The 15182-nt window shown below is 47.0% G+C and carries 14 protein-coding genes; 4 read left to right on the forward strand and 10 right to left on the reverse strand.

Annotation, left to right across the window (positions count from 1 at the left end; all coding sequences use genetic code 11):
• Window positions 1-16: 16 nt before the first annotated feature.
• The 4 genes from H6G46_RS13775 to H6G46_RS18680 form a co-directional block, all read right to left on the reverse strand.
• Window positions 17-1096: a late competence development ComFB family protein gene (locus H6G46_RS13775; RefSeq protein ID WP_010872055.1), complete on the reverse strand. Its 1080-nt coding sequence runs from the start codon at window positions 1094-1096 to the stop codon at window positions 17-19.
• Window positions 1097-1358: 262 nt separating this feature from the next.
• Window positions 1359-2054 carry a hypothetical protein gene (locus H6G46_RS13780; RefSeq protein WP_010872056.1) on the reverse strand — a complete coding sequence of 232 codons (696 nt, stop codon included), beginning with the start codon at window positions 2052-2054 and terminating at the stop codon, window positions 1359-1361.
• A 63-nt stretch (window positions 2055-2117) separates the two neighbouring features.
• Window positions 2118-2600: a Tic20 family protein gene (locus H6G46_RS13785; RefSeq protein WP_010872057.1), complete on the reverse strand. Its 483-nt coding sequence runs from the start codon at window positions 2598-2600 to the stop codon at window positions 2118-2120.
• A 64-nt stretch (window positions 2601-2664) separates the two neighbouring features.
• Window positions 2665-2787 (reverse strand): hypothetical protein, encoded by a 123-nt coding sequence (locus tag H6G46_RS18680; protein WP_255345281.1) that lies wholly within the window; start codon window positions 2785-2787, stop codon window positions 2665-2667.
• A 62-nt stretch (window positions 2788-2849) separates the two neighbouring features.
• On the opposite strand from H6G46_RS18680, the gene H6G46_RS13790 reads away from it, so the two are divergent.
• The 3 genes from H6G46_RS13790 to H6G46_RS13800 all read left to right on the forward strand — a co-directional run bounded on the left by H6G46_RS13790 (window position 2850) and on the right by H6G46_RS13800 (window position 5504).
• Window positions 2850-3170: a 2Fe-2S iron-sulfur cluster-binding protein gene (locus H6G46_RS13790; protein ID WP_010872058.1), complete on the forward strand. Its 321-nt coding sequence runs from the start codon at window positions 2850-2852 to the stop codon at window positions 3168-3170.
• A gap of 111 nt (window positions 3171-3281) precedes the next feature.
• The gene (gene phaE, locus H6G46_RS13795) at window positions 3282-4274 is read left to right on the forward strand and encodes a class III poly(R)-hydroxyalkanoic acid synthase subunit PhaE (RefSeq protein WP_010872059.1); all 993 of its coding nucleotides are present in this window, start codon (window positions 3282-3284) and stop codon (window positions 4272-4274) included.
• A 132-nt stretch (window positions 4275-4406) separates the two neighbouring features.
• A complete protein-coding gene (locus H6G46_RS13800) occupies window positions 4407-5504 on the forward strand; it encodes a class III poly(R)-hydroxyalkanoic acid synthase subunit PhaC (RefSeq protein WP_041425936.1) in 1098 nt (365 codons plus the stop codon).
• A gap of 30 nt (window positions 5505-5534) precedes the next feature.
• Here the strand turns inward: H6G46_RS13800 and H6G46_RS13805 are convergent, their stop codons facing one another.
• The 6 genes from H6G46_RS13805 to H6G46_RS13830 all read right to left on the reverse strand — a co-directional run bounded on the left by H6G46_RS13805 (window position 5535) and on the right by H6G46_RS13830 (window position 12481).
• The gene (locus H6G46_RS13805) at window positions 5535-5918 is read right to left on the reverse strand and encodes a hypothetical protein (protein ID WP_010872061.1); all 384 of its coding nucleotides are present in this window, start codon (window positions 5916-5918) and stop codon (window positions 5535-5537) included.
• Between the two features lie 127 nt (window positions 5919-6045).
• Window positions 6046-6447 (reverse strand): fasciclin domain-containing protein, encoded by a 402-nt coding sequence (locus tag H6G46_RS13810; protein WP_010872062.1) that lies wholly within the window; start codon window positions 6445-6447, stop codon window positions 6046-6048.
• A 172-nt stretch (window positions 6448-6619) separates the two neighbouring features.
• A complete protein-coding gene (locus tag H6G46_RS13815; protein ID WP_010872063.1) occupies window positions 6620-7915 on the reverse strand; it encodes a CO2 hydration protein in 1296 nt (431 codons plus the stop codon).
• Between the two features lie 63 nt (window positions 7916-7978).
• Entirely contained in the window at window positions 7979-9487 is a 1509-nt protein-coding gene (locus H6G46_RS13820; RefSeq protein ID WP_010872064.1) for an NADH-quinone oxidoreductase subunit M, read from the reverse strand.
• Between the two features lie 116 nt (window positions 9488-9603).
• The gene (locus tag H6G46_RS13825) at window positions 9604-11451 is read right to left on the reverse strand and encodes an NAD(P)H-quinone oxidoreductase subunit F (protein WP_190595409.1); all 1848 of its coding nucleotides are present in this window, start codon (window positions 11449-11451) and stop codon (window positions 9604-9606) included.
• Between the two features lie 397 nt (window positions 11452-11848).
• Entirely contained in the window at window positions 11849-12481 is a 633-nt protein-coding gene (locus tag H6G46_RS13830) for a hypothetical protein (protein ID WP_010872066.1), read from the reverse strand.
• 415 nt (window positions 12482-12896) lie between these two features.
• On the opposite strand from H6G46_RS13830, the gene psaA reads away from it, so the two are divergent.
• Window positions 12897-15152, forward strand: a complete 2256-nt coding sequence (gene psaA / locus H6G46_RS13835) for a photosystem I core protein PsaA (RefSeq protein ID WP_014407086.1) — start codon at window positions 12897-12899, stop codon at window positions 15150-15152.
• Window positions 15153-15182: the final 30 nt, after the last annotated feature.

Genomic DNA, 15182 nt, shown 5'->3' on the forward strand with positions numbered 1-15182 from the left:
ATAGATTTTTAATCAGCTAAAAACTGTACCAGTCACGAATGGAATCAGCAAAGGTTTCATCACCATTATCTTGATCATTGTCGGTAAATTCTATAATAGAAGTTTGTTGGGCATCTAGGGACTCCTGCCGACGTCTTTGTAAGTAGGTTGCATCATTATCTGTGTGAGTTGTATGCCGCCCATCCCGTTGATTTTTTTCGATTTGTCGCAAAATTTTGCGCACTACAGAGGCTAAGTTTTTAGCGGTTATTTTTTCATAGGCAATGCCATAAACGTCGAGCACTTGTTCTAGGTCTAATAAAGCGGCATGGTAGTCCCTCACCCCCCGCCGAATTTTGCTAGAAAGTTCATCTAGGCTAACTTTGTCTTGGGCAACGCCAATGTTACGGGCAAATTCTTCTAGTTCTATCAGAATGGAATGGGCTGTACTAAAGGAGTCTATTTCATCGATATTTAGAGGGGTGGATTTTTTTAGAGGGTCCCGCATAATTGCGCCAATTCCCCTTAGCACAGCGGTGCGAATCTCCCCTCGCATCTGTTCAACTCGTTGCATCTGAAATGCTTTTCCTTCTTCACTGGCCACATACATGGGGGGCAAGCGATTTAGTGTATAGCTAGCCACCTCGGCAATGCTGACAAATTTGGCGACGTTGACGGGTAGTTTTTGCAGTTCGTTATAAATTTCATCCTTGACTACTACTTCCAGTAAGTTAAGACAGGTTTTCCGCTGACGTTTTTGTTCTTCTTCTTTTTCGTCTAATAGGTTTTCTAACAATGATTGGCTGATGCTATCGGAGGTAATGCCATAAATGGGAGCGATAATATCTAGCAAGTTTTTGGCGATCGGCACATAGGCTTCCTTTCGATTCAGGCTTTCAATCAGGTTATACATGTCCGACACCAAACGTTTGATCTCTGGTTGGACTTTAACTAAGTTCACTAGTAGTGTGTAAGTGGAGCAACTGCCCACAACCTTCGGATCGTTTTCCCAAACTTTGTTGGTCAGACCGTAAATAATTTTCTTTAGTCTAATTCTTTCGCGGTCACTCTCAATTTTGTTGATAACATCGGGTAAGCATTCCGTGTTAAATTTCATGATAGTTAGCGAGTGTTAGGGAAAGAATTCTTGCTGACCAAGGCTAATGCAGCCAGTGGTGTCGGAGGAAAAAGACAAAAGCACTTAAACTATTTTCAACGATTGTGCTGACTGCCAACAATAGTATGATAACAGGCCGACACCAACACCATAGTCTAGAGATGATTGCCCCAATGGTATCTCCTGAAATCGCTCCCCGGATGTAAGTGGACGATGGCCGTTCAAAAAGTTCACTTCAACTTATTTGGTTTAACTAAAACAGTCAATTGGAACCAACAGCAGGCTCTCCTAGATGTTGGGCGAGAAGATGGCGACATTCTTCTACCGATCGCCGTTGGGCCAGGGCTTGTTGCAACTGACCATGGGCTTGGCGGTGTTGTTCCAGCAGGTTTTTAGCTTGGAGAAAAGCCCAACTTTCCTTTTGCTGTAGTTTAATTTCTGGCAGTCCTGCCCGACGAAAAGCTTGGCGTAGCTGTTGGCGATCGCCGTTTCCTCCCTGGGATTCACCATAGATAATTTTTTCTGCGGCAATGCCCGCCATCCAAACCGTAGCCCAACGTTCCAGAGCTTGGGGGCGGAGGTGCCAATCCCGACACTGATTTTCTAGATTGGTCGTATCAAATTGGATGCCCGCCATTCCCCCGGCTCCCTGGCGCAGAACTTCCCAGGGACTAAGACTGTAGTTAGTAATGGGAATTTGTAGGCAATGGGCCACCAGAAAATGCCCTGCTTCATGGCACAAAATTCTCTCTTTTTCCGCTTTGGTTTGGAAGAGACCGACAAAAAAGTCTGTCCCCTTGCCCTGCCAACTAATTTGATCCGCTGTGATTATGCCCAAAATCCCTAAGGTCGCCGCTGCTGGAATAGCCGGAGAAAGGTGCACTATCGGCCCCACCAGGGCAGACATCATCATTAGGAAAATGGCGATCGCCACCAGATTTAAACGACTATCAGACATGGTCAGGAAAAATAGCTCCAGTTAATCAACTTGGTCAGAGGCAGGGTCCATCAACGTGGGTAATTAAAAGCGCACTTGGGAATAGGCCGCGTCGGAAATGGTGGGAATTTCTGCGTAGCGTCCCAGCACTGATTGAACAATGCCGAAAAATCCACAGGCTAAGGCCCCAAGGAAAGCAAAATTGTAGAGGGTTTCGGTAACTAGTCCCTGGCCAAACACTGGCTGGATCACGTAGGCAACGATTAAGCCAAACAAGGATAGGAGAATGCCAATTAGGATGGCTTGCATAGCATTGAAGCGGATAAAGTGGGAGATATTGTTGTTTCTCACCACTGCCATAAACAGCACAATAAAGATGATAAAAGAGGCAAAGGGAAACTGATAATAGAATTGCAACAGGGGCATAATGGGCAAGTAAATTATCTGTAAAACAGGAAATTGTTGTAATAAAAATCCCCCAAACATGAATGCATCAATGAGGGGAATCACATAAATCAAAGCACTGAAAAAACGATCTTTCCCGTCTGCCGTACTGTTAGATGCCATAGAAAATTCCTTGTTGATTTAAAAAGAGTTACGCAGATTATGCCCTGATTTTAACCTGGGTTCGTCATGGCCCAGATTCGGTCTTCCCCCAGGCGATCGCCAAGGAAAAATTATTTTTCTGACCCGCTACCGTGGCGACAATGGTGGCCAGGTTGATACTCCTCAGGTTGGTTAACAGCCTATCCAAAACTTGCTAGAGTGTTCATTGGCCAAAAATCCCATTAATTCTTTTATTATTACCGCTTTGCCATGGTTAACACCTACACCGCCGAAATCCAACACCAGGGTCAGACCTATACCATCTCCGTTCCCGAGGATAAAACGGTGCTCCAAGCGGCGGATGATGAGGGGATACAACTACCTACTTCCTGTGGCGCTGGGGTTTGCACTACCTGTGCGGCGTTAATCACCGAAGGCACAGCGGAGCAGGCTGACGGCATGGGAGTTTCAGCGGAACTACAGGCTGAGGGATATGCTCTACTTTGTGTAGCCTATCCCCGCTCAGATTTGAAAATTATCACCGAAAAAGAAGACGAAGTTTATCAGCGGCAGTTCGGCGGCCAAGGTTAGATTCGGCTGGAATTCTCCCTTCCCATGACAAATCTTCCAGAGCAACACTTGCCACCCCAAAAAGCTGAGCCATAATTCAGGTAGCGGCCAGTAGTAAGGTGGATTTTGACCATGGAATCGACAAATAAAACCTGGACAGAACTCATGACTCCCCTCAGTCAGTTTTGGCTGGAGTCCAGTAGCCAGGCTTGGAAGAATTGGTTTGACCTCATGGCCAAGGGCGGGGCCGGCGCCATGATGGGCTCGGCTCCCCAGTCCTTTGAGTCTTTGCCCCAACAGTTCCTCCAATCCCAGCAGTTTTATGGAGAGTTACTTAAGCTTTCTTTTGAAGCTTGGCAAAGCCTGTGGCCTAAATTGGATAATGGTTCGGCGCCAGGGGCAGTGCAGGGCTACCTAAAACAGCTACAAACCCAAATTGAGCAATATACCGCCACCACCCAAGCTCTCCAAGGGGACATGGATGGTTTATGGCAGTGTTACATCAAGGAAGTACAAAGATTTTCCCAACTCTGGCTCTCCACCTGGCAGAGTAGCGTCGCCCCCCTGGGCAAATTACCCACCGGGGACATCCATGCTTGGTTAGATTTAAATAATCTCTACGGCGATGCCCTCTACAACAAAAACCTGAGCAGTTTTATGCGATCGCCTTTGCTGGGGCCCAGTCGGGAAATGAATGGCAAATTATTGCGGGCCTTTGACGATTGGGTTAAGTTATCCCAGGCCATGGCAGACTATCAATTACTGGAAGCAGATATTCAATACCGGGGCTTTGCTGCTTTGATGGAAGATTTACTGGCCCGGGCTAAGGAAGATAAACCCGTTAAAACCTGGAAGGAATTTCAACAACGGTGGGCGATCGCCGCTGACCAAGTGTTTGAAGAAGCTTTTTGTGAGGAAAAAAATCTGAAAGTACGGGGCAAATTCATCAATGCCTTGAATCGTTATCGCATTCAGCAACAGGAGATTCTAGAAGCATGGTTAAAAATGCTGAACCTCCCTACCCGCTCAGAGGTGGATGAAATTCATCAAACCATTTATCAGTTGCGGAAAGAAGTTAAAAGTTTGAAAAAACGATTGGGAGAAACAGAAGCAAACCCAGGCTAAAAGTTACTTTATTGGATTTAGTCCCATTGCATTTCGAGCTTTTGGATTCTGGACATTTTTGTTCAGATCCGATGGATAGTTAATTCACCATCAATGTTTTTACTATTTTTTATCGTTCATTGGTTAAAAATTATGTTGCCTTTTTTTGCTCAGGTGGGGTTAGAAGAAAATCTCCATGAAACCCTAGATTTTACTGAAAAATTTCTCTCTGGCTTGGAAAATTTGCAGGGTTTGAATGAAGATGACATCCAGGTGGGCTTTACCCCCAAAGAAGCAGTTTACCAGGAAGATAAGGTTATTCTTTACCGTTTCCAACCGGTGGTGGAAAATCCCTTACCTATCCCGGTTTTAATTGTTTACGCCCTGGTAAATCGCCCCTACATGGTGGATTTGCAGGAAGGACGCTCCCTGGTGGCCAACCTCCTCAAACTGGGTTTGGACGTGTATTTAATTGATTGGGGTTATCCCTCCCGGGGCGATCGTTGGTTGACCCTAGAAGATTATTTGTCTGGATATTTGAACAACTGTGTCGATATTATTTGTCAACGCTCCCAGCAAGAAAAAATTACGTTGTTAGGAGTTTGTCAGGGGGGCACATTTAGCCTGTGTTACGCTTCTCTATTCCCGGATAAGGTTAAAAATTTGGTGGTGATGGTGGCTCCGGTGGACTTTGAACAACCCGGTACTTTATTGAACGCCCGGGGAGGCTGTACCTTGGGAGCCGAAGCAGTAGATATTGACTTAATGGTGGATGCCATGGGCAATATTCCAGGGGATTATCTTAACCTAGAATTTCTCATGCTTAAACCCCTGCAATTAGGTTACCAAAAGTATCTTGATGTGCCCGATATTATGGGGGATGAAGCGAAATTGTTAAACTTTCTACGCATGGAAAAATGGATTTTTGATAGTCCCGATCAAGCGGGGGAAACTTACCGTCAATTCCTCAAGGATTTTTATCAACAAAATAAATTGATCAAAGGGGAAGTGATGATTGGCGATCGCCTGGTGGATCTGCATAATTTGACCATGCCCATATTGAATTTATATGCGGAAAAAGACCACTTGGTGGCCCCTGCTTCTTCCCTAGCTTTGGGGGACTATTTGCCGGAAAACTGTGACTACACCGTCCAATCTTTCCCCGTGGGTCATATTGGCATGTATGTCAGTGGTAAAGTACAACGGGATCTGCCCCCGGCGATCGCCCATTGGCTATCGGAACGACAGTGAAAATTTTGCTGGAATACATTAGGGCAACACTCAGGACTCATCTAGTGCTTTAACTGATACATCCACCGCTTGTACGTCAATAGTTCCAGGGGGAGTGGGGCGGGTAAATTGTCCATTGCTCACTTCCAACTCTTCCCCGCAACTGGGGCATCGGCATGGCTGACCGTCAAAACCAGTGAAGTGATACTGACAAACGGGACACTCCCCATCCACCAATTTTCTCTTCAGCCACCAGCGGAATACCAAAAAGCCCACCGTTGGTGCCAGAAACAATAGCAAAATCAACAGAGCAATGCCATTGACAACCCATTTCAGACCAATGGCACTGAGGAGCATGGCCACGGCAAGGACAGTCAAGCCACAGCCCAGGCCTGATTGGTTGACGGTAACAAATTTGGGGGAAAAGTTGTTCACAGATGGCTCCTACCAACAGCATTACCGCTGGGATCACTATTTTCCATCCTAGTCCATTAGCTCCGCAGTTGGAATACCAAGGTATCCTCCCCTGGGCTAAAGGTTTTGAACAGGTCGCACACCATGCCTATCCCATTAAAATCACGTTGTCAATCACATGGATAATGCCGTTGTCCGCTTCGATATCGGGGATGATTACCGTGGCATTTTTCACTTCAAACCCCTCCGTACAGTCGATGGCGATCGGGGAGCCCTCTACTGAATCAACAGTTGATAGGCGACATAAATCAGCTTGGGTAAACTTCCCGGCAACCACGTGGTAGGTTAAAATCCGAGCCAATTGGGGAATATTTTGTACCAGGGTGGTAATGGTACCGGGGGGGAGTTTGGCAAAGGCCGTATCCGTGGGAGCGAAAACCGTAAAGGGCCCAGGGCTTTGCAACACGTCAACCAAATTGGCCGCAGTGACAGCGGTCACCAAGGTGGAGAATCGCTCGTCAGACACCGCAATTTCAACAATGTTAGGCATGGATTTAATTGAATTAGTCAGTCAAACGGAAGGGAAGCTGTCAAAAAACTGATTCTAGTAATCGTTATGACTAGTCGGGCTAAGTTTAAGACGACGGCAATGACAAAGGATTTATAGACAATTCATCTTAATCTAAATGTTCGTCACCATTTTGACTAGACCAGCTATCAAATTAACGATAACTATCGCTTTGAATATCTTTCAAGCGGGCTTCAGGACGAAGAAATCGGTCTATTTGAGCTTCAAAAAATTGCCGATTCTTAGCCAAATGCCGGGGGTTCGGATCATCTAGGGGATATAACAATGCCGTCCGCAAAGCCTGGATGACTGCTGAGGTAACATTGTACATTGAGCGCTGGAAAGTGATCCCCAACTGCACCAACATATCGTCCTCACCCCGGCAATGTTTTTGATAATACTCGATTAAATATGGTGGCAAAAAGTGCAACATATCATCCATCAACAGCGTGGGGGGAATGCCCGCAGTACCAACGGGGAATACATCGGCATACAAAATACCATAGTGAAAATCCTTTTGTTCTTCCGGCACCTGTTTGGCCTGGGCATTATAGGATTTGGTCCCCCGGAATGGTGCAGTGCGGTAAAAAACAGCTTCCACATAGGGTAGTGCCGCTTCATAAAGCCAGGTAAAACCCTTAGATTTGGGAATAATTTCTAAACATTCGCCATCAATATAAACATGGTGATAAATGGGGCGGCCAGCAATGGCAAAAATACCGTTAACTAAGAAGTTCATGGCATCAGGAACTCCTTTAAAACCGCCCTCATCGTAAATGTCGGACATTTCAAAAAATACGGGGGCCATTACTTCCCAAAAAAGCCCCAAATTTGAGTAGTAGGATAGTTCTCTGACCTGTTCTAAAAATAAATCAGGGAAAAGTTTATATAACGCCAACATCGGGGGATTGCCCTTAAAGTAAGCTCGAATCGCTTTATCTGCGTTGGCTTTATATTCGTCACTATCTAGGTAGGTATCAAATTTACCCATGCCCATGTCCCGGCCATGCCATAGCATTGCTTGCATGCATGCCTCTGCAAACTCCATGTTGATGCGGTCATGCCAGAGGTGATGGAACAGTTTAGGCATTTTGGTGGTGTTGCCTTTTTCCATAAACTCCAGCAACTCAGGGTGGGCAGAAGCCTCTCCCCGCCAGATTCTCAGATCAGCAGTTTCGCCAGCATAGTGGTTGGCAAGATCTAAATATTCCTGGGGCAGAAAATATTTAAAGAAACGCAAGGGATTGAGAAATACCCGTTCCGCAATGTAGAGCAGATCCCGCCAGTAAAAATCCATGGGCACAGCATAGGCTTTGTAAATACCTATGATCTGCATCAAGTTTTCCGGAGTGTCCGGCAACATGGAGCCACCGGCTTCGAGGCGATGGATAACGTCGGCAAAAGGATGGGTGGAGGGGGGTAAGGTAGCTTTTGGGGTCAGGGTAGTCATTTAAGATTCACCGGGAAAAATAAACTGCACTAAATGCAATGGACAATGGCAACGGCGTTAGAGTTATGGCAAGGTCACCCCTTGGGCTAATTGCTCAATGGCGGAGGTTTCATGGGGTAACTGGGCAATCATTTCATTGGTGGTGGTTTGTGTCCAATGTACTAAGTAGTTGGGCTGAACACCGAGGAAGAAAATAATGGCGGTCAGTACCAGGGCTGGGATCATTTCCGAGGCTAATACTTTCGGATAGTAGGCTCTTTGATTATCGAGTTTGCCAAAGCAGGTGCGGTTTAAAAGAATGACAAAATAAACTGCTGTTAGACCGGAAGCCAGAATGCAAAGTAGAGTCGGAATGGGAAAAGTGGGAAAACTACCTTGGAAAACGATGAACTCCGCTGCAAAACCCACCAAACCAGGAATGCCAGCGCTGGCCATGCCCCCGGTAATTAATAGGGCACTGGTTAGGGGCAAACCCCGAATGGGATTCATCAAACCATTCAATACATCCAGGTCGCGGGTGCCAGCTTTCCGTTCGACGATGCCCACCAGATGGAACAGCAGAGCCAGAATTAGACCGTGGCTAACCATTTGGGCCACTGCCCCTAAAACACTCAGCTCGGTACCGGCGGCGGCGGCCACTAGGATGTATCCCATGTGGCCAATGGAGCTATAGGCCACCATCCGTTTGATATCTTTTTGGGCGATCGCCGAGAGGGCTCCGTATAGTACAGTAACTGTACCAATAATAGCTAACACCGGGGCAAACTGGGCCCAGGTTTGGGGAAATAGTTGCAGACCAAAGCGGATAATACCGTAGGTTCCTAGTTTGGCCAAAATGCCTCCCAATAGAATGGCCGTGGCTGGGGAAGCTTCCGTGTAGGCATCGGGTAACCAAGTGTGTAGGGGAACCAGGGGAATCTTGATGCCAAAACCCAACAAAATCAGAATCAACAGAATGGTTTGGGCTGACTCGGTAAAGGTCTGGGTAATTTCTGGATTGTAATCAAAGGAATGGCTACCACTTAGTAAACTCATGCCGAGAAAGGCTGCTAACACCAACAAACCAGAAAAGGCAGTGTAGAGCAGAAACTTCATGGAGGCATAACCCCGTTTTTCCCCACCCCAAATGGCAATCATTAAGTAGAAGGGAATTAATTCTAGTTCGTAGAAGACGATGAATAGAAGTAGATTTTGGGCTAATAGGGCACCGGAAATACCGGCATTAATTAGCAAGATCAACCCATAGTAAAGTCTTGATCTGTTCACGTTAGGCCCAATGCTATAAATCGCCACCCCTGTCAACAGGTTATTAAGAATTACGAGGGGCAGAGATAATCCATCAATGGCAAGGCTATAGTTCAAACCAAGCTGGGGAATCCAAGGCAAATACTCCTGGAATTGAAACTGGGGGTCTGTAACATCAAATTTAAACAACACTAGCAATGACCACACCAGGGTCAAAACAGCGAATACTTCGGTGATTTGTCTAAGTTGTTTGGCTGGTATGTTGCCCGGAAAAAAGCCAATAATCAAAGCTCCGATAACTGGCAGGATTAAGAGCAGGCTAAGCATGGCAAAAAGAGGTGATAAGTCAGTTGGATGAAGGTAAATCTTGCCAATGGAAAATCAAATTTGAACAGATTGCATTCATTGGCCTTGGCTTGCAGTTGATTTTCCTGGTCTTGGGCTTAAAATGCTTGGCCAAGCAAAGAATAGCTAAGAAAGGCGCCAATTAAAGTCAGGCCTAGGACAATGGAAAGAACGTAAAATTGCGTCTGACCAGAAACGTTATATTTCAAACTCTGACCACTAAAAATTGTTACAATCCCAATTAAATTAATCACTCCGTCCACAAAGGTTTTATCAAACCAGTTAATTAAGCGAGAAATTGAATCAATGACGGCGACAATAGTGAGTTTGTAGAACTTATCTGTATACAAGTCATAGGCAAAAAAGTTTTGTACTACAGGCAAAGGTAAGTCAATTGGTTTAGTGATTTTAGGATTGAGGTAAATAAAGGCTGAGCTTCCCACACCCAGTAAGCTAGACGCAATGAGGACTGAGCTTAAGCCCCAATTAATGTCGGCAAAATCAGGTAATAAATTTCCTTGCTTTAGGATTAGGGACAGATGTAGAGCAAAACCTACTGTCACAACCATGGGCAACACCAATGCCCACAATCCCTCTGGCGATCGGACGGTCATCGGCTTAGCTTCACCACCAAAAATCAAACAAAATCCACGGGTTACATTGAAAGCAGTGAGCAGGTTCACCACTAGTAATACCCCGACTAGCAAAGGGGATGTAGCTGATAGATTTTCTGCCAGTTTTAGCCAAGCCCAAAAAGTCCCAAAGGGAGGTAGGGCAATAAGGGATGCAACCCCTACCAGATAACTCAAACCAGAAATTGGACGACGGCTCCAAAGACCACCGTATTGGGTCAAATCCTGGGTCACATTGTTGAGAATAATGCCCCACACACACATCACCAGAATTGCCATGGCAAAGGTGTAAGTAAAAATCAGTTGTAGAGCTGTTTCCCCTTGACCAGTACCCACGGCAATAAACACTAGGCCCATGTAAGCACTAACTACATAGGAAAGGAAGCGCTTAATATCTATTTGGGCGATCGCAATTAAAGAAGCACCGATCGCCGTTACGGAACCGATAGCAATCATGACAGTCAAAGCCACAGGAGAAAGGGCCAGAATCGGTTGTACCTTTACCAAAACCCACGCTCCCGTTGCAACCACCAATGTATTCCTTAGAATAGTGGCGGGAATTGGACCTTCCATGGCTTCATCCAACCAGAGATGGAGAGGAAATTGAGCGCATTTAGCCAAAGGTCCAGCAATTAAGGCCAAACAAAGCAGGGTGGCAGCGGTGGGATTTAAGTCTGCACTAGCAGCCCATTGGGCCAAATCATCATAATTCCAACTTCCAGCCAAAGGCAGGAGGGCAACTACCCCCATTAACAAAATTAAATCTCCAACCCGTTTAGTTAAAAACGCATCCCTAGCCCCGGTCACCACTAGGGATTGATTGAACCAATAGCCAATGAGAAGATAAGTACCTAGGGTTAAAATTTCCAGGACAACGTAGCTGAAAAACAGGGAGTTACACAACACTAAAGTGCATAATCCCGCCTCAAACAGAGCCATTAGGGAAAAAAATCTGGCCCAGCCCCAATCCCTTTCTAGATATCCGATGGCATAAATCTGTGCCCCCAAATTTAACCCAGTAATCAAAACCAGGGCGGCGATGTTAACAGTGGATATTTTTAAATCAAAGTTAATTTCTAAGTCAGCGGCATGTAGCCAGGGGAAGGAAAGATCGATGGCGGGTTGCTGCCAAATATGTATAAGCACCAACAGACTATGCAAAAATGCAACAAAAGTCATTAATGTGCTTATATAGCCTGCCGGCCTTGGCCCCGTTTGTCGAGTTAAGCCCGGTGACCAGGGGACCGCTAACAGGGCACCCAAAAGAGCGTAGCAAGGTACTAGCCAGATAATTCGACTTAAACTTTCTAACATGGGGGTTGTGGGAAATTTTGTTAACAAGATTCCACTTTCGCCGTCCAAACATCCCGGTCACCGAAGAATTTTCCGGCTTACTCGGTGCTAGGAATCTGGGACTGCCAGAACCCAGACAGGGAAAGCTAATACATCCAAAGTGACGGCCCAAATGGCTGATCTTATCCAGGCCCCAAAGGGGCATTACCATAGTCAAGCGACAATGGTATAACCTAGATGCATAGAAAGAGTGTTATTTGTTACACCATATCATAGGGGAAATAAAATTCCAGATCAACAACCATTTGCTTAAGTGAATGATAAGTCTGGGTAATTGGAGGAAGAGGCAGGCTACGGGGTGGCAGTCCACTCCAAGGGAAAATTTGAGAGTTTGATCCGAATTACATAAATATCCGAATTACGTAAATAGGGTGTTAATCTGTTGCCATTCCCGCAGCAGTGCTCGACATTGCAAACAGTCCAAAATTCTCAGCAAATCTACCAGTTGTGAGGGAACTTGGAACTCGGCCCCGATCGCCTTGGGGCTGAGCCGAAAATCTCCATCGATCCTGGCCCAATAGCCATATAGCTTTTGGTTGGAAAAAGAGCTATTGACGGCCCAACCCCCGTCATTGAGGGGAGTTATTTCGGCAATGGCATGGGGAGGCACTTCCAGTTCCCGATGAAGGATTTCAGCCAAAGTTAGCTCCACCTTAGCTAGATCTGTTAGCCGCCCTCCAGGGAAATCCCAAGTTGCCCTACCTATACCCGGCCGGAAAATGGGATGGGGTAAAAGCAGGCGATCGCCTTGTTGGGGCAACACTATTAAAGAGTCAGCCTTTTCCACCCGCCAATAATCCAATTTCCTTTCCCGATCATCCCGCCACCGTTCCCCCCTGAGGGTCAACCAAGGGTTTTTAACCTCCGCAAAACACTCCAGTAAAGTCCAAGCCGGAGCATCGGGCTGATTTCCCCTTGCGGACTCTGAGCCAATTTGTAAAACTTGCCCCTCGTTCCAAGGGCGATCATAACTTTTATCTATGGAGATCATTGTCAAAATCCGCTTCTTAACATTTCTTAAAATTAAAGCTGTTATAGCAACAACATTGATTAATTTCTATCTAATTTTTGACGGTGCCCATTGCTATCAGTTGTAAGTTGATGAAAATGCTGTAAATTTTTGTAACAAAGTTCAACTTTGTCTTGACTTTTGTAAGTCTTTGCAAAATCTAGGAGCTAGAACTGGTCAGGGCTGGGGCAATTTTTAATTATTGTTACGCAGGTCTTGCCTAGGGGGGGGGAGGCCGTATTATCTTCTAGTGATGTTTGCTGAAAACGCCTATCTGTGCAAGGTTTAACATCGTTATTATGAAGCGAAAACTAATTCCCTTTTTTACGCTTCCTCTATTACACTATTCTGCATAGGAAACCCTTAATAGTTCATTGTCGAGCGAGGAGAACCCTGCATGACAATTAGTCCACCCGAAAGAGAGGCTAAGGCCAAAGTCTCGGTTGATAACAACCCGGTACCAACTTCCTTCGAGAAGTGGGGCAAGCCGGGTCACTTCGACCGGACTTTAGCTAGAGGTCCCAAAACCACCACTTGGATTTGGAATCTCCATGCCAATGCCCATGATTTTGATAGTCAGACCAGCGATTTAGAAGATGTTTCGCGCAAAATCTTCAGTGCTCACTTTGGGCACCTCGCTGTGGTCTTTGTTTGGTTAAGTGGAATGTACTTCCACGGCGCGAAATTTTCCAATTACGAAGGTTGGTTAGCCGACCCTACCCACATTAAACCCAGTGCCCAAGTGGTTTGGCCCATTGTCGGTCAAGGCATCTTGAACGGGGATGTGGGCGGTGGCTTCCACGGTATTCAGATTACGTCTGGCCTGTTTTATCTCTGGCGGGCCTCCGGTTTCACCGACAGCTATCAGCTCTACTGCACCGCCATTGGCGGTTTGGTTATGGCTGCCCTGATGCTGTTCGCTGGCTGGTTCCACTACCACGTCAAAGCTCCCAAATTGGAATGGTTCCAAAATGTGGAGTCGATGATGAACCATCATTTGGCTGGTTTGTTGGGCTTAGGCTCCTTGGGATGGGCGGGTCACCAGATCCACGTCTCCATGCCCATTAATAAACTTTTGGATGCTGGGGTTGCTCCTAAGGACATTCCCCTTCCCCACGAGTTTATTTTGGAACCGAGCAAGATGGCGGAACTCTACCCCAGCTTTGCCCAAGGTTTGACACCGTTCTTTACCCTCAACTGGGGAGTCTACTCAGACTTCCTCACCTTTAAAGGGGGATTGAATCCAGTCACCGGCGGCCTCTGGTTGTCTGATACCGCTCACCACCATTTGGCGATCGCCGTCCTGTTCATCATTGCCGGTCATATGTACCGCACGAACTGGGGCATCGGCCATAGCATGAAAGAGATCCTCGAAGCCCACAAGGGCCCCTTCACTGGGGAAGGTCACAAAGGACTTTATGAAATCCTGACTACTTCTTGGCACGCTCAATTAGCCATTAACCTCGCCCTGTTAGGTTCTTTGACGATCATCGTTGCACAACACATGTATGCGATGCCGCCCTATCCCTACCAGGCGATCGATTACGCTACGCAGTTATCCCTGTTCACCCACCACATGTGGATTGGCGGCTTCCTCATCGTAGGGGCCGGTGCCCATGGCGCCATCTTCATGGTGCGTGATTATGATCCCGCCAAGAACGTTAATAACTTGCTGGATCGGATGCTGCGCCACCGTGACGCCATCATTTCCCATCTCAACTGGGTATGTATTTTCCTCGGCTTCCATAGCTTCGGTCTCTACATCCACAACGACACCATGCGGGCTTTAGGCCGTCCCCAGGACATGTTCTCCGACACGGCCATCCAACTGCAACCGATCTTTGCCCAATGGGTACAGCACCTGCACACCTTGGCCCCCGGAGCCACCGCTCCCAATGCCTTGGCCACTGCCAGCTATGCCTTTGGCGGAGAAACCATTGCCGTTGCCGGTAAAGTCGCCATGATGCCCATCACCCTGGGTACTGCCGACTTCATGGTTCACCACATCCACGCTTTTACCATCCACGTAACGGCCCTGATCCTCCTCAAAGGGGTTCTATATGCCCGTAGCTCTCGCCTTGTCCCTGATAAAGCGAATCTCGGTTTCCGTTTCCCCTGTGATGGCCCCGGCCGCGGCGGCACCTGCCAAGTATCTGGTTGGGACCACGTTTTCCTCGGTCTGTTCTGGATGTACAACTCCCTTTCCATCGTCATCTTCCACTTCAGTTGGAAAATGCAATCCGATGTTTGGGGTACCGTTTCTCCCGATGGCAGTGTCACCCATGTGACCCTAGGTAACTTTGCCCAGAGTGCCATCACCATCAATGGCTGGTTGCGGGACTTCCTCTGGGCCCAAGCCGCCAACGTCATCAACTCCTACGGTTCCGCCCTGTCGGCCTATGGCATCATGTTCCTCGCCGGACACTTTGTCTTTGCCTTCAGCCTCATGTTCCTGTTCAGTGGACGGGGATATTGGCAAGAGTTGATCGAGTCCATTGTCTGGGCTCACAACAAACTGAATGTGGCTCCGGCCATTCAACCCCGCGCTTTGAGCATCATTCAAGGTCGTGCGGTCGGTGTAGCGCACTATCTCCTCGGAGGTATTGTTACCACCTGGGCGTTCTTCCTCGCCCGCAGTCTTTCCATTGGCTAGACTTTGAGCTGAAGTTGGGTTTTCCGGGAT

This window comes from Synechocystis sp. FACHB-908 (genome assembly GCF_014698595.1).
GTDB lineage: Bacteria > Cyanobacteriota > Cyanobacteriia > Cyanobacteriales > Microcystaceae > Synechocystis.